This is a genomic window from Olleya sp. UBA1516, assembly GCF_002323495.1.
Classification (GTDB): domain Bacteria; phylum Bacteroidota; class Bacteroidia; order Flavobacteriales; family Flavobacteriaceae; genus Olleya.
Map to the genome: position 1 here is coordinate 208148 of NZ_DCQO01000005.1, position 21764 is coordinate 229911.

General features: G+C 33.2%; 13 protein-coding genes. 7 read left to right on the plus strand and 6 right to left on the minus strand.

The window, feature by feature from the left end:
* Positions 1–77: 77 nt before the first annotated feature.
* The 3 genes from B2989_RS02165 to B2989_RS02175 all read left to right on the plus strand — a co-directional run bounded on the left by B2989_RS02165 (position 78) and on the right by B2989_RS02175 (position 3939).
* Positions 78–2558, plus strand: a complete 2481-nt coding sequence (locus B2989_RS02165; RefSeq protein WP_292943483.1) for a ribonucleoside-diphosphate reductase subunit alpha — start codon at positions 78–80, stop codon at positions 2556–2558.
* 128 nt (positions 2559–2686) lie between these two features.
* Entirely contained in the window at positions 2687–3193 is a 507-nt protein-coding gene (locus B2989_RS02170; RefSeq protein WP_292943485.1) for a zinc ribbon domain-containing protein, read from the plus strand.
* Entirely contained in the window at positions 3193–3939 is a 747-nt protein-coding gene (locus tag B2989_RS02175) for a CPBP family intramembrane glutamic endopeptidase (RefSeq protein WP_292943487.1), read from the plus strand. The genes B2989_RS02170 and B2989_RS02175 overlap by 1 nt, the downstream gene beginning before the upstream one ends.
* A 57-nt stretch (positions 3940–3996) precedes the next feature.
* Here B2989_RS02175 and B2989_RS02180 read toward each other — a convergent pair whose 3' ends face one another.
* From B2989_RS02180 to B2989_RS02190, 3 genes are all read right to left on the minus strand, one after another.
* The gene (locus B2989_RS02180) at positions 3997–4851 is read right to left on the minus strand and encodes an OmpA family protein (protein ID WP_292943489.1); all 855 of its coding nucleotides are present in this window, start codon (positions 4849–4851) and stop codon (positions 3997–3999) included.
* Between the two features lie 281 nt (positions 4852–5132).
* On the minus strand, positions 5133–7418 hold the full coding sequence (locus B2989_RS02185; RefSeq protein WP_292943491.1) for an inorganic phosphate transporter: 2286 nt from the start codon (positions 7416–7418) through the stop codon (positions 5133–5135).
* Between the two features lie 77 nt (positions 7419–7495).
* Positions 7496–8698 (minus strand): porin, encoded by a 1203-nt coding sequence (locus tag B2989_RS02190; protein WP_292943493.1) that lies wholly within the window; start codon positions 8696–8698, stop codon positions 7496–7498.
* Between the two features lie 390 nt (positions 8699–9088).
* Here B2989_RS02190 and B2989_RS02195 point away from each other — a divergent pair, with 390 nt between their 5' ends.
* Positions 9089–9448: a toxin-antitoxin system YwqK family antitoxin gene (locus B2989_RS02195; RefSeq protein ID WP_292943495.1), complete on the plus strand. Its 360-nt coding sequence runs from the start codon at positions 9089–9091 to the stop codon at positions 9446–9448.
* A gap of 63 nt (positions 9449–9511) precedes the next feature.
* Here the strand turns inward: B2989_RS02195 and B2989_RS02200 are convergent, their stop codons facing one another.
* Positions 9512–10681, minus strand: coding sequence for a multidrug transporter (locus tag B2989_RS02200; protein ID WP_292943497.1), 1170 nt, complete (start codon positions 10679–10681; stop codon positions 9512–9514).
* Between the two features lie 44 nt (positions 10682–10725).
* A complete protein-coding gene (locus B2989_RS02205; RefSeq protein WP_292943499.1) occupies positions 10726–13530 on the minus strand; it encodes a TonB-dependent receptor in 2805 nt (934 codons plus the stop codon).
* A gap of 202 nt (positions 13531–13732) precedes the next feature.
* On the opposite strand from B2989_RS02205, the gene B2989_RS02210 reads away from it, so the two are divergent.
* The 3 genes from B2989_RS02210 (at position 13733) to B2989_RS02220 (ending at position 19913) form a co-directional block, all read left to right on the plus strand.
* Complete coding sequence (locus B2989_RS02210) at positions 13733–15076, plus strand: deoxyguanosinetriphosphate triphosphohydrolase (protein ID WP_292943501.1); 1344 nt, start codon at positions 13733–13735, stop codon at positions 15074–15076.
* Between the two features lie 91 nt (positions 15077–15167).
* Positions 15168–19196, plus strand: coding sequence for a thrombospondin type 3 repeat-containing protein (locus B2989_RS02215; RefSeq protein ID WP_292943504.1), 4029 nt, complete (start codon positions 15168–15170; stop codon positions 19194–19196).
* 6 nt (positions 19197–19202) lie between these two features.
* Complete coding sequence (locus B2989_RS02220) at positions 19203–19913, plus strand: hypothetical protein (RefSeq protein WP_145005895.1); 711 nt, start codon at positions 19203–19205, stop codon at positions 19911–19913.
* Between the two features lie 41 nt (positions 19914–19954).
* Here B2989_RS02220 and dxs read toward each other — a convergent pair whose 3' ends face one another.
* Positions 19955–21724, minus strand: a complete 1770-nt coding sequence (gene dxs, locus B2989_RS02225) for a 1-deoxy-D-xylulose-5-phosphate synthase (RefSeq protein WP_292943508.1) — start codon at positions 21722–21724, stop codon at positions 19955–19957.
* Positions 21725–21764: the final 40 nt, after the last annotated feature.

The window sequence follows — 21764 nt, forward strand, 5'->3', positions numbered from 1 at the left end:
TTGGTCTATATTTAGGTCAAGAAGTTAACCCCTTTTCTGAAAGGCAAATCAGAAAAGAATAATAAACAGTGTAAAGTATGTATGTAATTAAAAGAGACGGAAGAAAAGAGCAAATAATGTTCGATAAAATAACTGCCAGAGTGCGTAAATTGTGCTATGGTTTAAACGAACTTGTAGATCCATTAAAAGTTGCTATGCGTGTAATTGAAGGATTATATGACGGAGTTACTACTAGTGAATTAGATAATCTAGCTGCAGAGGTATCTGCAACAATGACAACATCTCATCCAGATTATGCACGTTTAGCTGCTCGTATATCAGTATCTAACTTACACAAAAACACTAAAAAGACATTTAGTGAAGTCATGCATGATTTATACATGTACGTAAACCCAAGAACAGGTAAAGAAGCTCCTTTATTGTCTGATGAGGTGTATAACGTCATCATGGATAATAAAGATAAATTAGACTCGACTATTATCTATAATCGTGATTTTAGTTATGATTATTTTGGGTTTAAAACTTTAGAGCGTTCATATTTATTAAAACTAAATGGGAAAATTGCCGAAAGACCACAGCATATGTTAATGCGTGTTTCTATAGGTATCCATTTAAACGATTTAGAAGCAGCTATCGAAACATACGAGCTGATGTCTAAAAAATATTTTACACACGCCACACCAACACTTTTTAATTCTGGTACGCCAAAACCACAAATGTCTTCATGCTTTTTATTAGCTATGCAAGATGATAGTATAGATGGTATTTACGACACATTAAAACAAACCGCTAAAATATCACAATCTGCAGGAGGTATTGGATTGTCAATCCATAATGTACGTGCTACAGGTAGTTATATTGCTGGTACAAATGGTACTAGTAATGGTATTGTACCAATGTTAAAGGTATTTAATGATACTGCGCGTTACGTGGATCAAGGTGGTGGAAAGCGTAAAGGTAGTTTTGCAATGTATATAGAGCCTTGGCATGCAGACATCTTTAGTTTTTTAGATTTAAAGAAAAATACAGGAGCGGAAGAGCTACGTGCGCGTGATTTATTTTACGCCATGTGGATGCCAGATTTATTTATGGCACGTGTCCAAGATAATGCAGAGTGGACATTAATGTGTCCAAACGAATGTCCAGGATTATCTGATGTACATAGCGAAGAGTTTGAAGCTCTATATACTAAGTATGAAGCAGAAGGTAAAGGACGTAAGTCTATAAAAGCACGTGAGCTTTGGGAGAAAATTTTAGAATCTCAAATCGAAACAGGTACGCCTTATATGTTGTATAAAGATGCAGCAAACCGTAAGTCAAACCAGAAAAATTTAGGGACTATTAAATCATCTAACTTGTGTACAGAGATTATGGAGTATACTTCTAAGGATGAAGTTGCTGTATGTAATCTAGCGTCAATAGCGTTACCAATGTTTATTAAAAATGGAGAGTTTGACCATAAAGAGTTGTTCCGTATTACCAAGCGTGTTACTAAAAACTTAAATAAAGTAATTGATCGTAATTACTATCCTGTTAAAGAAGCAGAAAATTCTAACTTCCGTCATAGACCAGTTGGTTTAGGCGTGCAAGGATTGGCAGATGCGTTTATTAAATTGCGTATGCCTTTTACTAGTGATGCAGCAAAAGCATTAAACCAAGATATTTTTGAAACCCTTTACTATGCTGCTTTAACAGCAAGTATGGAAGAAGCAAAAGTAGATGGACCATACCAAACCTATGAAGGATCACCAATTAGTCAAGGACAATTCCAACACAATTTATGGAATATCCAAGAGGACACTTTAAGTGGACGTTGGGATTGGGATAAATTAAGAAGCGATGTTAAAAAACATGGTGTGCGTAACTCATTATTAGTAGCACCAATGCCAACAGCATCTACAAGTCAAATATTAGGTAATAACGAATGTTTTGAACCTTACACCTCTAATATTTACACACGTCGTGTATTATCAGGAGAGTTTATTGTAGTAAATAAGCATTTACTTGAAGATTTAGTAGACTTAGGATTATGGGATGATAATCTTAAAAACGAAATCATGAGAGCTAACGGTTCTGTTCAAAATGTAGATATTATTCCTCAGGACATAAAGGATTTATATAAAACCGTTTGGGAGTTAAGCATGAAAGACATTATTGATATGTCTAGACAACGTGGTTATTTTATTGATCAATCACAATCGCTTAACTTGTTTTTAGAAGGTGCAACTATGGCTAAACTAACATCTATGCATTTTTACGCATGGAAAAGCGGTTTAAAAACAGGAATGTACTACTTAAGGTCTAAGAGTGCAGTAGACGCTAAAAAAATGACGGTTACAAAAATAAAGAAGGCAGAACCAGTAGAAGTAAAAGCTACGGTTGAGGTTGCAGAAAATGATGGTGTAGCTCAAAAACAACAAAAAGCAGCTAATACAGCAGCTAAGTTTGCAAATACATCTAGTGCAGAAGCAGAACCAATGACACCAGAAGAAATGAAAGCTTTAATCGCTCAAGCTAAAGATGCTGAAGGTGATGATTGCTTAATGTGTGGTTCTTAAATAAAAAAGCAGGTATATAAACTTGCTAGTATTAAGTGTTATGATAAAAAAAGCATCCACATTCGGATGCTTTTTTTTGTTCAAAATCTACAATAAATACTATATTACTAAACCAAAGTAAAGTGTTAATGGAAATACCGCAAAGTATAATATTACAATCAGAATGTAAACATTGTGAAACACCAGCAAAGGAAGAAGCCTCTTTTTGTTCTGAATGTGGATATCCAATAAAGGGTAGCGATCAGGACATTGCTAAGTTTTATGCTAAACGCGTAATGGATAAGCGTAAAACGGACAATGCTTACGAGAAAATAAAATCGGCCAGAAAAACTTTATTCATAATTGCAAGTATTATTACTGTATTTGGGTTTTTTATCTATTATAAAACTGAAGATATAGTACCTTTAAGCATTAACTTGGTTGTTAGTATTGTATACGTTGTTTTGGGTTTTTGGTCTAAACAACGACCTTTAATAGCCTTGATTTTAGGATTATTGTTATATCTAACTTTACTAATTATTACAGCTATTGCAGATCCTTTAACATTAGTAGCAGGAATAATCTGGAAAATATTAATCATTGGATATCTAGCCAAAGGGATTTATTCGGCATCCTCCATTAATAAAGTTGCGTAATGTCTATTTTCTGTAAAAATTGTAATTATATTTTTGAAACAGAAGTTAAATTTTGTTCGCAATGCGGACAGTCTGTTGTAAAAAATGTGTCTACTAATAAGCTTAAAAAGGTGTCTACCATTATTGGTTTTTATATAGCAATGTTGGTTTATATGTTGTTAGTTTATTACATAGATATCACGTTTCCTAATAATTTAGAGGCCGAAATTATTACAGTTATAGGCTTTGCGTGTATTGTGATTGGTTTTGCGTCGTTTGATTTGCAACCCGTTTTACAATTATACAACTACAAAGGTTTAAAACTTAAGCATCTTGCTTTTGCGATTGTTACACCAATATTAACAAGCACTTTTGTTTACTTTTTTATTGGGTTTATTAATAGTTTTGTTGCGGATGGCGCATCTGTAAACTATTTTCAAGAGTATTTGTACTTGGATTATCCTTTATTGTGGGCAACACTATTTATTGCGTTAATGCCAGCAGTTATAGAGGAGTTGGCTTTTAGAGGCGTCTTGTTTAATGCCTTAAAAGAGGTGACAAGCACAAGGCTTACTATAATAGCGACAGCGTTTTTATTTGCGGTAATTCACTTTTCAATATTTTCTTTTTTATGGATTTTTCCTTTTGGATTATTGTTAGGGTTTTTAAGAAGTCGCTATAACACACTTTGGTTAGGCATGATTATTCACTTTATCCATAATTTTATAATCTTAATGATTGATTATTACAATTTTTATAACTTTTAGATACAAAAAAAAGCATCCAAAATTGAATGCTTTTTTTAAAATATATGTTGTGTCTAACTAGTTTTGTTGCGCCATTAAAGCAAAAAACTTATCAATGTTAGGCAGTATTAAAATACGCGTACGTCTGTTTCTAGAACGTCCTTCGCTAGTGTCGTTATCTGTAACTGGTTTATAGCTGCTTCTACCAGATGCAATTAATTTTTCTGGTGCCACACCAAAGTCTTTTTGTAGTTTTCTAACTACAGAAGTGGCACGTAATACACTTAAATCCCAGTTGTCAGCTACTTTATCTGTACTGATTGTTCTAGAGTCTGTATGACCTTCAATCATAACATCTAAGCTTGGCTCAGAGTTTATAACGTCAGCTAATTTTTTTAATATTTTGTCTGCTTTTTTGCTAATTCTGTAGCTTCCGCTATTAAAAAGCATTTTATCAGAAATAGATATCATAACTACAGTTTCCTCGATGTTAATCGCGATATCATCACTTTCATCTAAATCTGTAGTGTCAACAAAACGTTTTAAGTTTAATGATAAAGCCATGTTCATTGAGTCTTCCAATGTAGTAACATATTTCATTACTTCTGGACTTACACGACTTAAAGTTTCGCGCATACCAACTTTAGCTTTTTCTGAAATAACAGCTTTGTTTCCAACTGCGTCAAATTTAGTCTGATTTTCTTCAGTTAAAACACCTACTTCATCAGTCAGATTATTGATTTTAGAATTATACTCATTTACTCTAGCTTCAATTTTTGCAAATTTAGCTTCTAATTCTTCTTTTTCAACCTGAGTCTTTTGTAGTTCGCTAGTTATTTGTCCTTTTTCTTGTTCTAATGCGACAAATTTCTTTTTAGAAACGCATGATGACAATATTACTAAAGCGAATAAGGCTATTGATGTTTTTTTCATAAATACATTAATTTTTTAGTTATTCTATTTACGAAAGCTAAGCTGTTTTGGATGTTTTAATCTTGGGTTTATTGAAAACGGTGTGTGCTTTTAGTTTGATTTTTAGACTTTAAACACCTGTTTATTATGGTTTTAATTAGGTTAGGCTAAGTCTTTGTTTTTTTTTAATTTTGAATACCATAAAGTAGTATGGACTATACTTAAAGTATTAACTATTGATGTATAGACATAAAAAAAGCTACCTGATTAAGGGTAGCTTTTTATTATAAATGGTATTTAATTTATTCCTCTTCTAAAGTAGCAGGAGTTACAGACGCATCATGAGCGTTATGGTACTCTTCTAAAAGATTCATAGTAGCACTAAGTAAATCCTTAGTTTCTGATAATAAATTAAAATATAAGGTTGTATTTTTTGGACTAGACTCTTCAGTTCTTGTACGCTCTACTTGCTTAATAATTTTAGAGGAAACAAGTTCCATTATTTCATTCTTTCTTCCTAAAATATCTCCTATTTGTTCAAATGAGCGTGAGTTAAATGCGTTTTGTGTATTATTGAAAAACAAATCAAAACGTGCATCAATCTCTTTAAGCTCTTTTATTTGACTAAACTTTAATTTTTTATGATTGTTGTTTACGTGTTTATGACTCATTTTAGTAATGTAGTCTAACGACTGCGTCATGTCTTGTAAATAACCTAAAATATTGATGTAAAAGTTACTTGCGTTTAAGCTAGATTCATCTAAATTTTTAATAAAATAAAAGATATTATCTCTAAGTGCATCTACTTCTGTAGACAGTTTAATAACTTGTTTTTTATTCTTTTTAAGTAATGCGCTATCCTGTTTAGCTAAACCATTAATAGCGTTAGTGTAAATTTTGTTTCCTCTTTTTACAACGTTAGCAATGTTTTTAGCACTTTCGTGAATAACACCTTGTACAGAGCTACTTTCTGAGTCTGTTAAGCTATCCTCTGGAGCAGTTTTGTTAGATGTCTCTTTGTGTGATAAATAATTTCTAACTAGTAAAATAGCAGTTAATAGTAATAATATTGGTGTCATCACTTTAGGATTCCACTTTATTAAAAACACGACTGTACCTGCAGCAAAAAAGGCTCCAATAGCAGTTCCAAACCAACCACCAATTACATTTAATACACCAGCAACTCTATATACAGCACTTTCGCGTCCCCAAGCACGATCCGCAAAGGATGTACCCATTGCTACCATAAACGTTACGTAAGTTGTAGATAAAGGCAGTTTCATAGATGTAGCAATTGCAATTAATACACCAGCCACCATAAGGTTAACAGATGCTCTAATCATATCAAAAGCTGGTAAATCTTTACTTTGTGTTTTAGTCAAAGCTTTAGCAGTAGGCTTTTGAAAACTTTTGTCAATTTTTGCTTGCGTTGATTTAGGTACAATAGCACTAAAGTAATCAGATAAAGCTGAGGTTCCTTTTACAATACCTCTAGATAACATGTTAGGTTCAAATTTTTCATGCGTATCGCCTTGGCTAGATAGGTTAATTTCAGTTTCGGCTACTGTTTTAGCTTTTTTAGAAAACCATAACGTTAATACCATAATAGCTCCAGAAATAAACAATAATAAAGGCTCGGCGGGTACTTTTTTCTCTAAAATTGCCATAGAGAAATCTGCTGGTAATGTTCCTGAAGTAGCAAAGGCTGTTTGCATCGCTTCAAACGAGTGGTAAGCTGCCATAGGTACACCAATAAAGTTTACCAAGTCATTTCCAGAAAAGGCTAATGCTAATCCAAATGTACCAACTGCTATTACTATAATAAGAACACTTTTTTTAGTTAATTTTTGAAAAATATACGAAAATAAAGTCCAGAAAATAACGCTTCCTATTAGTATGTATAATTCGTTTCCTTCTACAACACTATTAATGCTTTTGTAAAAAGGAGTCCCTTTAAGACCTTTTAAAAAGATAAAGTAAGTTATTGAAGCTAATGATATACCACCAAAAATAGCTCCAAAATATTTAGATTTTTTTTCGTATTGAAAAGTAAAAATTAAACGCGATACCCATTGTACTAATGAACCAACAGTAAATGCTATAAAGACAGACATTACAATTCCTGTAATAATTTCGACAGCTTTTTTAGTGTTAATATAGTTTCCTAAATCTGCAAATGTTTGCGTGTCTGAAGCACTAATTTTAATTAATGACATTACAACTGCTGCACCAAGTAGGTTAAATACAATGGATACAGTAGTGGATGTTGGTAAACCTAAAGTGTTAAAAAAGTCAAGTAGTAAAATATCAGTAATCATTACTGCCATAAATATATACATGATCTCCTCAAAGCTAAACATAGCAGGTACAAAAATACCTTTACGTGCTACTTCCATCATTCCGCTAGAAAATACTGCACCAATAAAGATACCTAAACTAGCAACTATCATGATAGTTCGCATAGAAATGGCTTTGGAGCCTATAGCTGAGTTTAGGAAGTTGATGGCGTCATTACTAACACCTACAACAATATCAACGATTGCTAATACTGTTATGGCAATCAACATAAATAAATAAATATTATCCATAGTTTTTAATTAAAATAAGTTTGCAAATATCTTTACTGTTTTCGAGTGCAATGTTATGACAATGTTATGTTTTATTGTTAAAAATGAAGGTCAAATCCAAGTCTAAAGGTAATGTTATCTTCGTTACCGCTTACAGTTGTGTAACTTAAATCTGTTTGTACTTTTAGTTTGTGTCCAACAATGTATCTAGATCCTCCTAGAGTGTACTGATCTGTCGGTAAGTTTCCGGTTACAGCATCATAAGTTAATGTAGTGTATCTAGCTGCAATTTCATAATTACTTTTAAATAAATAGCCAGCTTGTAAATTTAGGGCTTTACCAGTTAAAACAATATCTCCAGTTGGTGTTGTACCATCTGTGTCAATTGCTATAGGTTGATCGGCCTCTCTATTAGCATATTCTCCCATAAATGAAAATCCTTTGTATTTAAACATAGCATCTGCAAAAATAGTAGATATGTTGGTTTCATACAATGTGCCATCACTTTTAAATAGGTAGTCGCCTAAACCGCTTCGTTCGCGTACAGCGTTTTCGTTAAAATTATAAGTGAACCCTAACATTAATTTAGGCTTAGATTCTCTTTTTAAATCTGCTTGTATATAGTCTCCTTTAGATTGAAACTTACCAAAAGGTAAAAACTCTAAACGACCTGTATATTGTAGACCACCTTCGTTACCTTCCGAGACATTTCGACCTTCGCCTTGGGAAATAGCTAATTTTTGACGCATTAAAAAATCACCTCCTAAGTTTGATGTGTGTCGTAATTGTAATCCTAAGTCACGATCAATATTAAAACGACTGTTTAATAAAGAACGATCAATTAATTGCAGATTTGCGGATGACACAACACGCTCTACATTACCTGGTAATTTTGTTTGTCCAGCCCAAAGCTCCCAATTATCAGCAAATTGCCACATAATTACAGCATCTAAAATATATCTAGGTGTATTACGATTAAATTGGTTTGCACCAGAAATATCTCTGTTAGATAAACCTAATTCTATTTTGTATTTTAATTTTGGACTGTAGGCAAAACCATCAAACTTTAAACGTGCACGTCGCACAATAAAGTTGTGTTCTGGACTAGTATATTGCGACCCATCATGATCCCAAGAGGATATAGATCTAACCTGAAAGCGAGGTGCAAATTTTATACTAAAAGAACTGTCCTTTGCTGTAAAATTAATTAGTCCTTTACCAAAGGAAGTATCACTAATTTCTTGAGCACGCACAGTTAAGATTACGCACAAGAATAGTGCAATAGATAAAGTAAGTTTCATTACAAGGTATTAGTTTTTGTCGCTGCAAAGAAATAACTCTAATGTTAACTTAATGTTTCCTAAGTATTAACCTTATAAAATTAATAAAAAAAGACTGCTTTGGCCAAAAGCAGTCTCATTAGAAATCATAATAATGTAGTCGACAAAAACTAATAGATTATATGAAATACTAATTGTGTTGTCTTAAGACACCAACAAATATCAACACACAAAGTGATTTTAATGTAACCCTAATATTATGTAATTATTAAGGATTATTATGTTAATTTAATTTGTTTAACGATTGTTTTTCAGTGTTTTATAATTCCAATGTTAATTTAATGTTACGTAAATGTTGCATAAATGTTATGAATTGTGTATCTTTGAAGTATAATGTTAAAACCCATAATTATGAAGAAATCAATTTTAGTTTCAATTGCTTTTTTATTTACTGTGGTTTCTTTTGCTCAAGACAAAAGGGATTTAAAACTTAATAAAAACACTAACTTAATAGAAGTTGTTTATTATCACGACAATGGAGTTGTAAGCCAAACAGGAGCTTATACGACAGATGGTAAGTTGCAAGGTGAGTGGTTAAGTTTTGATACAGCAGGCAAGAAACAAGTTTCAGCAAGTTATGATAATGGTAAAAAAGTCGGCAAGTGGTTTTATTGGAATGATACCACTCTTAAAGAAGTAGATTATAGTAATAACAAAATTGCTAATGTTAGCGAGTGGGAAGTAAAAAATCCAGTAGCTACTAGTAATTAAGTTGTTATATCAAAAAAAAAGCCTTGCATTTGCAAGGCTTTTTTTTGATATATGTATATTGGTTTAATTGATTGTCCAACCAGCTCCCCAAGTTGTATAATCTGTTCCAGTTGCAGAACCTTCTGCAGTGAAAAAGTCAGCATCTGTAAAAGTTACAGTAGTATCATTTTTAACTTTAGTTAAAACGTCAACAAAAGTTACTCCTGTTACCTGAAGATCGTCACTTACAACTCCGTTTCCTGTGTCAGCATCATCTAAATCAAAACCTTCAGCATATCCTGTAATCATTATGTTGTTAAATATACCTTGTGTACCAGCTCTTAATCTAACCGCTTCTGATGAGTTAGCTGAACCTTCTCCAATAATAGATACATTGTTTAAAGTTGGCTTAGAAAATATTCCTGTAGCATTACTAAAGTCTGTATTGTAACCATCAGCTTCAATTGCTTTGTCATCTGTTGCTCTGTTAGAGATGTAAACATTATTTAATGTTCCAGAAAAACCTTCAGTCCAATCTACTGAGTCATCTTCTGCATTGATTACAGAGATGTAGCTTGCATTAACTGTTCCTCCAAAAAATTCGATTCCATCATCTTTTCCTTCGTAAGCTTGGATGTAGTTTACAGACGTTCCGTTACCTACACCATAAAAAGAGAATCCGTTATTTTCAGATTGTCCATCAGCTGCACCACCAGAATACTCTACACGTACATAGCTTAAAGATCCAGAATTATCGTTTGCAACATTTCCACCGTAAGGTAAACTTGCAATTTCAGAAGTTGCAGTGTTTGTTCCTGTAACAGAGTTGATAGGTGCTTTTCCTAGTAAGATTAATCCTCCCCAATCTCCAGCAGCAGGACTTGCAGCGTCAGATGTAAAAACAATAGGGCAATCTGCAGTACCATTAGCTATGATTTGTGCACCTTGAGATATTGCAATATATACATCTGCTCCAGATGATAAAGCCTTAATAGTCATACATGGCGGAATAGTTAAAGTGGTTCCACTTGCCATAATTAAAGATCCATTTAACTTATAAGTGTTGTTAGCATCTAATGTTAAGTCTTCAGTATAAGTACCAGACAAGAAAATAGTTGAAGGGTCAGTTGGACCTCCTCCAGACGTGTTGTTTGTTACACTGTTGTCGTTAATTACAATATCAGATGTGTCATCAGTAGAGCAAGAGAATACTGTTGCTGCTAATGCTAAGCCTAAAATTATTTGTTTTTTCATTGTTTTTAGTTTTTTAGTTGTACTATGTTTTTGCGTTATGTTTATTAAAATTTATATTTAAGTTGAAGTCCTATATTCATACCTCTTTTGTAATCTGTAACACCTTTTCCGTTTGCAGATACTACTAATACATCGCCTTGATTTTGGTCTTCTCTAACGTATTGGATAGTTGGGTTTAAAAGATTTTTAGCGCTTAAGTTGATTTCAAAATTATCATTGATTGTGTTTTTCCAGATAAAGTCTAAAGTTGGAACACTTTTTTCTACAATATTACCTAAATCACCAGAACCCAATGCGTCGATGCGGTCAGAGAAGTATGAAAAGACTAAGTTGGCAACAGGCTTGTAGTTTTTAAATGTTGGAGAATAGCTGATGTCTGCATTTAGGATAAATGGTGAAGCACCTTGTAATTCGTCTTCGGTTTTATTGAAAGCTAAATCAAAAGTACCATCTATGTTTTCATATAAATCTTGTTTAGTTTTCATGTAAGTAGCATTAACTCCAAATGATAAATTGGTGTTTTGATCTGCGTCAACTAATAGGTCTTTTCTTAATTCAACTTCAACACCATAAACAGTTGCTTGATCTCCTGTTCTTACATAACGTTGAGTACCTGTTGCATCACCAACAACAACAAGATTTATTGGATTGTCAATTTGTTTGGTAAATGCACCTATTGAAAAGATTTCACTTTTACTAAAAAACCACTCATATTTTAAATCAATATTTAAAACTTCAGAGTAACCAAGTGCATCTGGATTACCACCTATACGAGTTGATACGTCTTCGTAAACAAAAGGAGCTATTTCTTTAAACTCTGGTGTAGATACTGTTTTACTTGCAGATAATCTTAGGTTTTGATCATCCGTTAGGCTGTATTTAATATTTAAACTTGGTAAAATAAATGTTTCTTCAGATATTTTAGAGTCTACACCATTATTTCCTAAGTTGATCACGTTGTAATCAATACTTTGCTCAAAATTTTCTAATCTTACGCCTGGTACAAACAACCATTTTTCTCCTGCTTTAATTTGAGCATCTACATATCCAGCATAAATATTAAGCTTTCCATTGTAAGTGTTTTCAAAAAGTCCAGGTCTGTTAGTGTTAGAAAGTGTTGGGTAAGGTTTTAGTACTTTAATTTCGTATAAACCGTTTGACGATTCAGTAAGATTTAAGTTGTCAAGATTAAAAACTGAATCAAAGTTGTTTACATCTGTTATTTGATAATTACTATCAACTATATCGTAACCATATCTAACATTATTAAATTGTCTTGTTTTGTTACGACCATTGTATCCAAAGTTAAATTTAAGATTGTCATTAACTTCGTAAGCTAAATTGATGCGACCATTATATTCGTCATCTTCAATTTTTTGAAAGTAACGTTGGTTATCAAATACTACATTGCTGTAAAAGGTTGGGTTTGTTGTAGGATCATTATCTAAAGCATAATCATAGTTTTCTACACTAAAACGCTTACGGTCTGGTTGATCAGAAAACACTTTGTTGTATCCAAATCCCCAATCTAATTCAAAATCACCTGATTTATGATTTCCTATTAATTGATTGACAAACATTTTAGTTTGATCAAACTGTATGTTTTGTTGGTAAAACCCTTTGTCTGTGTTTAGGATGGCATCTCTGCTTCTTCCATTACCATCTGTTCCATAATATCCAACCTCGTCAGAAGAGCTATTAATAAATACAGAATTAAAACTTAGAGTATTATCAGAGTTTATTTTGTAATTAATATTAGCCATAGCTGTTGAGGTTGTAGAATACTCATATTCTTCAGCAGCTTCAAATGCTTTTTTCTCCACTGTAGAAAAATCTACAGACCTACCTTGTCTGTATTCGTAGTTGTTTTCAAATCCACCAGTTACAAAAAAGCTTAATCTAGAACCGTTTTCAAAATTAAAAGAGCTACCACCTGATGCACCATAAGCCACATTTATTGGTGTGTCTACAGCTACAGGATCTACACCATGAGATAATATAATTGCAAATGGATTATGCTCATTTCTACCATAAAAACCAAAGTAACCTGTACCTTCACTACGTACAAAGTTTTTGTCAATAGCATTAGTGTTAAAGCCACTACCTGTAAAAGCAGTTGCAAAGCTACCGCCTTTATGTTCTTTAGAAGTGATATCTACATTTCCAGCAGCAAAGTCTCCGTAAAATTGAGAAGCATAAGCTTTACTTATCGACACGTTTTGAATAACGTCTGATGAAAATAGATTTAAATCAATATTTTTCTTGTTAACATCATTAGAAGGTAATGATAATCCATTCATGGTTGTGTTAAGGTATCTGTCCCCAAGACCTCTTACGTATACGTTGCTTGATCCTTCTTGCTTAGATACACCAGATATTTTGGCAACAGCACCAGCAGCATCACTAACTCCTTTTCTTGATAATTCTTCTGCACCAATACTTTGTTTGATTTCGACCGCTTTTTTCTGGTCTAACAACAATGCAGTTTCGCTTTCACGCTTGGTTGTAACCGTTTCTAAAATTACTTCGTCTAGAGACGCAGCACTTGCTCCCATTGCAATATCAATTGTTGTTGTTTTTCCAGCTTCCACTGTAGTTGCAATGGTTTGTGTTTGGTAACCAACAAAACTAAATTCTATATTATATGCACCTGGCTTAAGGTCGGTAAATTGATATTGACCATTATCATCAGATGTTGTACCTATAGTAGTGCCTTTAATTAAGATATTGGCAAATGCTAGCGGTTCGTCGTTAAATTCTTTATCAGTTAAAGTTCCTGATAACGAACCATTTTGAGAATAAGTTGCGATGCTAAATAAAGCAAAAAGTAAGTATGTTAAATTTTTCATTTTGACTATTAAAATTCTTGGTGCAAAGAAACCTTGATGTTGTAAAGTCAAGGTTAACTGCAGATTAATAGTTAGTCACCAAAAAGTTAGCTAAAGGTTAACAGGGTCGTTTTAGTATCACTTTTTGTAAACGTTAAGTTAACATTAGAAAGTACTTTGCTTTATTTTTCAAATAGTTATCTTGCAATACTAAATTTTGAATATGAATTGGGAGCAATTACTATCGTTAAAGCGCTTTGGCGACACTAATAAAAGATTAAGAAAAGAACAAGATGAGACCAGATTAGGTTTTGAAGTAGATTATGACCGTGTCATTTTTTCGTCAGAGTTTAGAAGCCTTCAGGATAAAACGCAAGTAATACCATTGTCTAAAACAGACTTTGTACATACACGATTAACCCATAGTTTAGAGGTTAGTGTTGTGGGACGCTCTTTGGGTAGAAAAGTTGGGCAAAAAATTTTAGAAAAGCATCCACATCTTCAAAATATACATGGCTATTTACCAAACGATTTTGGAGCAATTGTAGCTTCAGCAGCATTAGCACATGATATAGGTAATCCGCCTTTTGGGCATTCTGGTGAAAAAGCAATTGGCGAATTTTTTATTTCTGGTGAAGGACAGCATTACAAGCATGATTTAACTGATAGTCAGTATCAAGATTTATGTGATTTTGAAGGTAATGCAAACGGTTTTAAAATTGTTACGCAAAGTCGTGCAGGAAGAGAAGGTGGTTTAAGATTAAGCTATGCTACGCTAGGTGCTTTTACTAAATATCCAAAAGCCTCATTACCTAAAAAACCAACACAACATATTGCAGATAAAAAGTATGGTTTTTTTCAAACCGAAAAAGAATCATTTAAAGACGTTGCAGAAGAGTTAGGTTTAATTCCAAGAGGTAATGCTGCCAACTTAAGCTACTCTCGTCACCCTTTAGCTTTTTTAGTTGAAGCTGCAGACGATATATGTTATACAATAATAGACTTTGAAGACGGAATTAATCTTGGATTAATTGAAGAGGAGTATGCATTAGAATATCTTATTAATTTAGTTCGAAATTCCATTAACACTAATAAATACCATAAGCTAACTAATACTAAGGATAGGGTAAGTTATTTACGTGCATTAGCCATTAATACATTAATTAACGAAGCAGTCACCATATTTATGGAAAACGAAGAAGCTATACTTAACGGTCAGTTTAGTATTAGCTTATTGGATAAAAGTAAGTATGAAGCACAAATCAATGATATTATAAAATTAAGCATTGATAAAGTGTATCAATCTAAAGATGTAGTAGATAAAGAAATTGCTGGTTATCAAATATTAAATTCATTATTAAATACTTACAGTAAAGCTGTCAATAATACTTTTTTAGGAAAAGCTACTAATTATGATAAGTTAATAATGAAAGGTTTACCGTCAACATTAGACTTTAATACAGATAGTTTGTATGTAAGATTGCTAAATGTATGTCATTACGTGTCTTTAATGTCTGATAGTCAAGCGATTATCGAATATAGAAAAATAAAAGGGTTTAGTTTATAATTCGTATTTCTTCTAATTAAATAAATTTTTAACAATAAAACTCTTAAAAAAATATTAAAAACCGGTATTTTTATGCTCTTAAAAAAATAAAATGAAGAAGAAAATTATTATCCTAACGTCATGCGTTTTAGTATGTCTTGCTTTTTTTACCCTAACTAAAGTAAAAAACTCTGAAATTTCTGAGATGGCTAACGCTAAAGAAATTCACAAAAAACATTTAGAAAACAGTCCTTTTAAAGACGTTTTAAAATTAACTAAACCAGAAAGAAAAGCTGCTGGATTAACTCCTAACAAATACTACGAACAAGAATGGGAGTTAACAATGGATCCTATTTTAGGAAGACCAACAACAGAAAATCTTAAACAAATTAGAGAAGCTCAACAAGCTAAAAGACAAGCCTTTTTAGCTTCAGGTAGAGTGCCAGGAGATGCTATTGATAACAGTTGGACAGAAAGAGGTCCTAATAATGTTGGAGGTAGAACAAGAGCTATTATGTTTGATCCTAATGACACAACTAACCAAACCCTTTTTGCAGGTGGAGTTAGTGGAGGTTTATGGAAAAACACTAATATTTCAGACGCTAATTCTAGCTGGACTAGAATTGATATTCCAGAAAATTTAGCAGTTAGCTGTATCACTTATGATCCAAATAATACTAACATTTTTTATGTTGGAACAGGAGAATCTTACGTTGGAGGAGATGTAAATGGAGATGGTGTTTGGAAGTCTGAAGATGCAGGTACAACTTGGGCTAAAGTTTTAGGAGGTATCTCTGGACCAACAACAGCACAAACTATTATAAATAATATTACGGTTAATGCGCCAAGCAGTATTGCTGGAGATTATATCTCTAATCCTACAAGCATTTTTGGAGGAAGTATTGATACTGTAATTACAGCCGAGTTTATTTTAGCGGATGGATCTGTACCTTTTACAGGTACTAACGGTCAAACATCCAATAATCCTAATGAAGGTTGTGGACCATCAACTATAGACATGACTGGAAAAATCGCTTTGATAAGAAGAGGGGTTTGTACATTTATTGAAAAAGTTAAATCAGCACAAGATGCTGGAGCAATTGGAGTTATAATGATGAATAATGTGGATGACGCATTAATTAATATGTCAGGAGATGATGACTCAATTGTAATTCCTGCAGTTATGATATCTCAAGCAGATGGAGATCTTATTGAAGCAGCGATTAATGCAGGTACTGTAACAGGGTCTTTAAATCCGCAAATTGGTGTTTTAAATGGTAATTTAGTTCCAGGAATACAATTTATAAACGATATTAAAGTAAGAGATAATAATGGTGTTTCAGAAGTTTATGTAGCAGCAGGAGATAGTTTTTATGGAGCAGCAAGTACAGCAACATTTTTAACAGGTCCAGAATTTGGATTATATAAATCAATTGATAACGGTACAAATTGGAACGAAGTAAATTTACCAACAACAACTTTAGGTAATAAATTTTGTCCAAACGACATCGAAATTGGTGCAGATAACAAAATTTGGTTATCAACCACTAATAGTACAGTTTTTGGTGATGGTGGAGGAAACATCCTTAACTCTACTGATGGTGTAACGTTTACAGTTAAACGTACTGTTCCGGATGCTACTAGAACGCAAATAGCGGTTTCATCATCTAATGCAGATGTGGTTTACGTATTAGCACAAGGTAGTAATGCTGCAGCTCCAGTTTTAATGGAAAAAACAGTTGACGCTTTTACAAATAACTTAACAATGAGTCTGCCTAACGATGCAGATACTGGTATTCCAGCTAATGACTTTACAAGAGGTCAGGCATTTTACGATTTAATGTTAGAGGTAGACCCTAATAATGACCAAACTATATTTGCAGGAGGTATTGATTTATTTAAGTCAAATAATGCAGGTGCTAACTGGAGTCAAATCTCTAAATGGTCAAATAATAATAACCTTGCAAGTTTAAATATTTCTTTAGTTCATGCAGATCAGCATGCAATGACCTTTGCAAATGGATCATCAACAGTAGTTGCTTTTGGTAACGATGGAGGTGTATATTATTCTGCAAATGCAGGATCAAATACAACGTCAAGAAATAAAGATTTTAACACCTCGCAATTCTATACGGTAGGTGTAGCTCCAACAACAGCTTTTACAGGAGATTATTTTGCAGGAGGATTACAAGATAATGGAACACAATTATTTGAAAATGCTAATCCAAATCAAACAGATGCTACGATTGAAGCTTATGGTGGAGATGGTGCTTTTACATTTTTTGACCAAGACGGAACAGATCAATATTTTGTAAGAAACTACGTGTATAACTCAGGGATAAACGTTTATAATTTTGCAACAACTTCTAATGTTACCATTAACAATGAAACTGCTTCAAATGGAGCGTTTATAAACCCTCAAGCATTAGATTCTAATTTAGATATTTTATATTCTAATTATTCGTCAGGAGGCAATAGTATTATTAGAAGATATTCTGGGATTAAATCTCAGTCTACACTTCAAGCAGCAAGTTTAACAGATCCGTTATTAACAAGCACACCAACTGCGTTTACTGTTTCTCCTTACACTACAACGTCATCAAAAGTATTAGTTGGTACAATTCTAGGAGATGTGTTTTTAATAGAAAATGCAAATTTAGCCACACCAACATTTACCAAATTAGATCCTTCAAATGTGATTTTTGGAAGTGTTTCTGATGTAGAATTTGGAGCTACTGAAAACGAAATTTTCTTAACTATTCATAATTATGGTGTAGAGAGTATTTGGTATTCTAACGATGGTGGTTTGGTATGGCAAGCTAAAGAAGGAGATTTACCTGATATGCCAGTTAAAGCAATTTTACAAAACCCTTTAAGTCCTAACGAAGTTATTATTGGAACAGAATTAGGTGTTTGGTTTACAAATAATTTCTCTGATGCTAATCCAAACTGGAGTCAAGCTTTTAACGGAATGTCAAATGTTAAAGTAACAGACCTAGATTTAAGAGATGATAATATGGTGTTTGCTTCAACTTATGGTAGAGGAATCTTTTCTGGAGAGTTTAAAATTGATGCAAATGGTGACGAAGATGGTGATGGTATTCTAAATGGAGTCGATAATTGTGTTAATACAGCTAATGCAGATCAAGCAGATTCAGACGGAAACGGTATTGGAGATGCATGTCAAGATACAGATGGTGACGGAATATTAGATATAAATGATAACTGTCCATTAATTGCAAATCCAGGTCAAGAGGATGCAGACGGAAATGGTGTTGGAGATGCGTGTCAAGATACAGATGGTGACACTATTTTTGATGATGTCGATAACTGTATAGCTGTATCAAATACAGATCAGCAAGATACTAACGGAAACGGAATTGGTGATGTTTGTGATACTAGTTATACTAATGCAGATAATATTGCTTTACAAATTATTTCAGAAACTTGTGATGGTCAAGATAATGGAAAAGTAGTAGTTACGGTTAATGAAACTTACGTGGATTACGTTGCAACTTTAGTAGGTAATGGATTAAACTTATCTCAGTCGTTTACTAATGATACCTATACTTTTGAAGATTTACCTGTTGGCTCTTATACAGTTTGTGTTTCTGTAGATGATATTGCAATAGATTACGAGCAATGTTTTGAAATTAATATAGATGAAGCTGGTGTAATAGAATTGCAGATTGCTAATAACAATACTCTTAATTCAGATACTACCAATGTAGAAGTTAGTAGAGGTACTGCTCCATTTACAGTATTATATAACCAAGAAGTTATCATGATAACTTCTGAAACTAATTTTGATTTAGATCTAGTTGGTAATGGAGAGTTAGAGATAAAAACAGCAAAAGCATGTGAAGGTACTTTTAGAAAAACAATTCAAAATGCGATAAGCTTAAAAGCTAGTCCTAATCCAGTAATTGATAATCTTAAAATAACAATTCCAAGTTCAGATTCTAAATCTACAATCGGAATTCAAATTTATGATGTTACAGGTAAGTTAGTACTTAATAATAACTATCAAAAAACTAGTGCAAATTATATTCAAGTTCCTTTTGCTAATCTAAATTCAGGAATCTATTTTATTAAGGTAGATTTAGATACTCCAGAGGTTTTAAAAATTATAAAAAAATAAAGAAAGATGAATAAGATATTTAAATTAATACCTGTATTAGCAATAACAGCATTTTTTAGTGCGTCTTGCAGTAGCAGTAGTGATGATGGAGGAGGTGCAGCTCCAGCGGTACCAAATACTGCTCCAACAGCAGTTTCAAATTTAGTGTACCCAAGTTCAGATTTGTTATGTATAGATAGTAACATTACATTTGAATGGGCTGCAGCAACAGATGTAGATAATGATGTTTTAGAATACACAATCAGAATTGCAACAGATAGAGACCAAACTAACATCGTAGCACAACAAACAACCACTAATACTTCGATAACAATCCAATTAGGTGCAGGAACAGCGTATTATTGGAACGTTATGGCTTCAGATGGCGAGGATAATGCAGCAGCATCACCTACCTTAGCGTTTTATACTGAAGGAAACGGAGTGGCTAATTATGCTCCATTTACAGCAGCATTAAATGCACCAGCTTTAGATGCTTTTGTAGCTGCAGGAACAACAACTTTAGATTGGACAGGTTCAGATGTAGATGCAGGAGATACATTAACTTACGATTTATATTTTGGGACTTCTACAAATCCTGCTGTTAGTCAATTAGATTTAGCAACATCAACTTTTGATGTAACTACTGTTGCGGCTACAACATATTATTGGAGAGTGGATACTAAAGATAATAACGGAGTAAAAAGTATTGGTCAAGAGTGGTCGTTTACCACAAACTAATACACTATTTACCTTATAATTTTAAATGGCAGACTAATTTTTTAGTCTGCCATTTTTTTTAACAATTCACTTAAGCTTTTAGAGTCAAGCTGAATAGATTGCTGTAATTCTAAAACGGTTCCGTGTTCAATAAACTGATCCGGAATCCCTTTTAGAATTATCGTATTTTTATAATTGTGTTTTACTGAAAATTCAGCTATTGCACTACCAAAACCACCTACAACTGAAGCGTCTTCAATAGTAACAATAGTTTTGTGTGTTTTAAATATTTTATGAAGCATCTCCAAATCTAATGGTTTTACAAAACGCATGTCGTAATGAGAAAATGCTGAGGTATCTTCAATTAAATCGAATGCTTCAGTAACATTTTTAGCCATATTCCCAATAGAAAGTATTGCGGTTGTTGTCCCTTGTTTTAGGCACTCACCTTTTCCAATTTCAATTTTAGAAAACGGTTGCTGCCAATCTAAATTTTGACCACGTCCTCTTGGGTATCTAATAGCAATGGGCTGTTTTAAACCCAACTGCGCAGTGTACATAATGTTACGTAACTCGACTTCATTTCTTGGCGCAAAAATTATCAAGTTAGGGATGCAACGTAAATAAGATAAGTCGTAAACACCATGATGTGTTGCTCCATCTTCACCAACCAATCCTGCGCGATCTAAACAGAAAATGACAGGTAATTTTTGTAAAGCAACGTCATGTATAACTTGGTCGTAAGCACGTTGTAAAAAGGTAGAGTAGATATTACAAAACGGAACCATACCTTGTGTGGCCAGTCCAGCAGCAAATGTAACCGCATGTTGTTCGGCAATTCCAACATCAAAAGCGCGCTCCGGAATTTGCTCCATCATGTATTTTAAAGAGCTCCCTGTTGGCATTGCAGGTGTAATCCCAATTATTTTTTCGTTTTGTTGTGCTAATTCAACAATAGTATGCCCAAAAACATCTTGGTATTTAGGTGCTTGTTTGGTGTTTGATTTTGGGTTTAGCTCGCCAGTATCTTTATTGAATTTTCCTGGTGCATGATAGGTGACTTGGTTTTCTTCGGCTTGACGTAAACCTTTTCCTTTTGTGGTGATTACATGCAAAAACTTTGGACCTTTTACGTTTTGTAAACGCTTTAATTCTGAAATTATTAGTGGTAAATTATGGCCATCTATTGGTCCTGAATAGTCAAAATTTAAAGCTTCAAAAATATTGTCTTGCTTTTCTGTGCCTTTTTTAACGTTAGTTAAATATTGCTTTAACGCGCCAACACTTGGATCAATACCAATAGCATTGTCATTTAAAATAACTAATAGATTGGCATCTGTAACACCTGCGTGATTTAAGCCTTCAAAAGCCATTCCGCTTGCTATAGAAGCATCGCCAATTACTGCAATATGTTGTGTGTTTAAATCGCCTTTTAATTTAGAGGCAATTGCCATACCCAAAGCTGCAGATATAGAAGTAGAGGAGTGTCCTACACCAAACGTATCAAAGTTGCTTTCTGACCTGTTTGGAAAACCGCTTAAACCACCAAGTTGTCTGTTGGTTTCAAAAGTATCGCGTCTGCCAGTTAATATTTTGTGTCCATAGGCTTGGTGTCCAACATCCCAAACTAATTGGTCTTTTGGTGTGTTAAATACATAATGAAGCGCTATGGTTAACTCTATCACACCAAGACTTGCACCAAGATGTCCTTCTTTTGTGGCTACAATATTGATAATAAAATCGCGAAGTTCTTTAGCAAGGATAGGTAAGTCGTCTTGTTTTAAAAGACGAAGCTGTGTTGGGTTTTGTATTTTATTAAGGAATTTAGTCATTGCTTTACAAATGTAGTACTTGAAATTGTATTTTTGATTT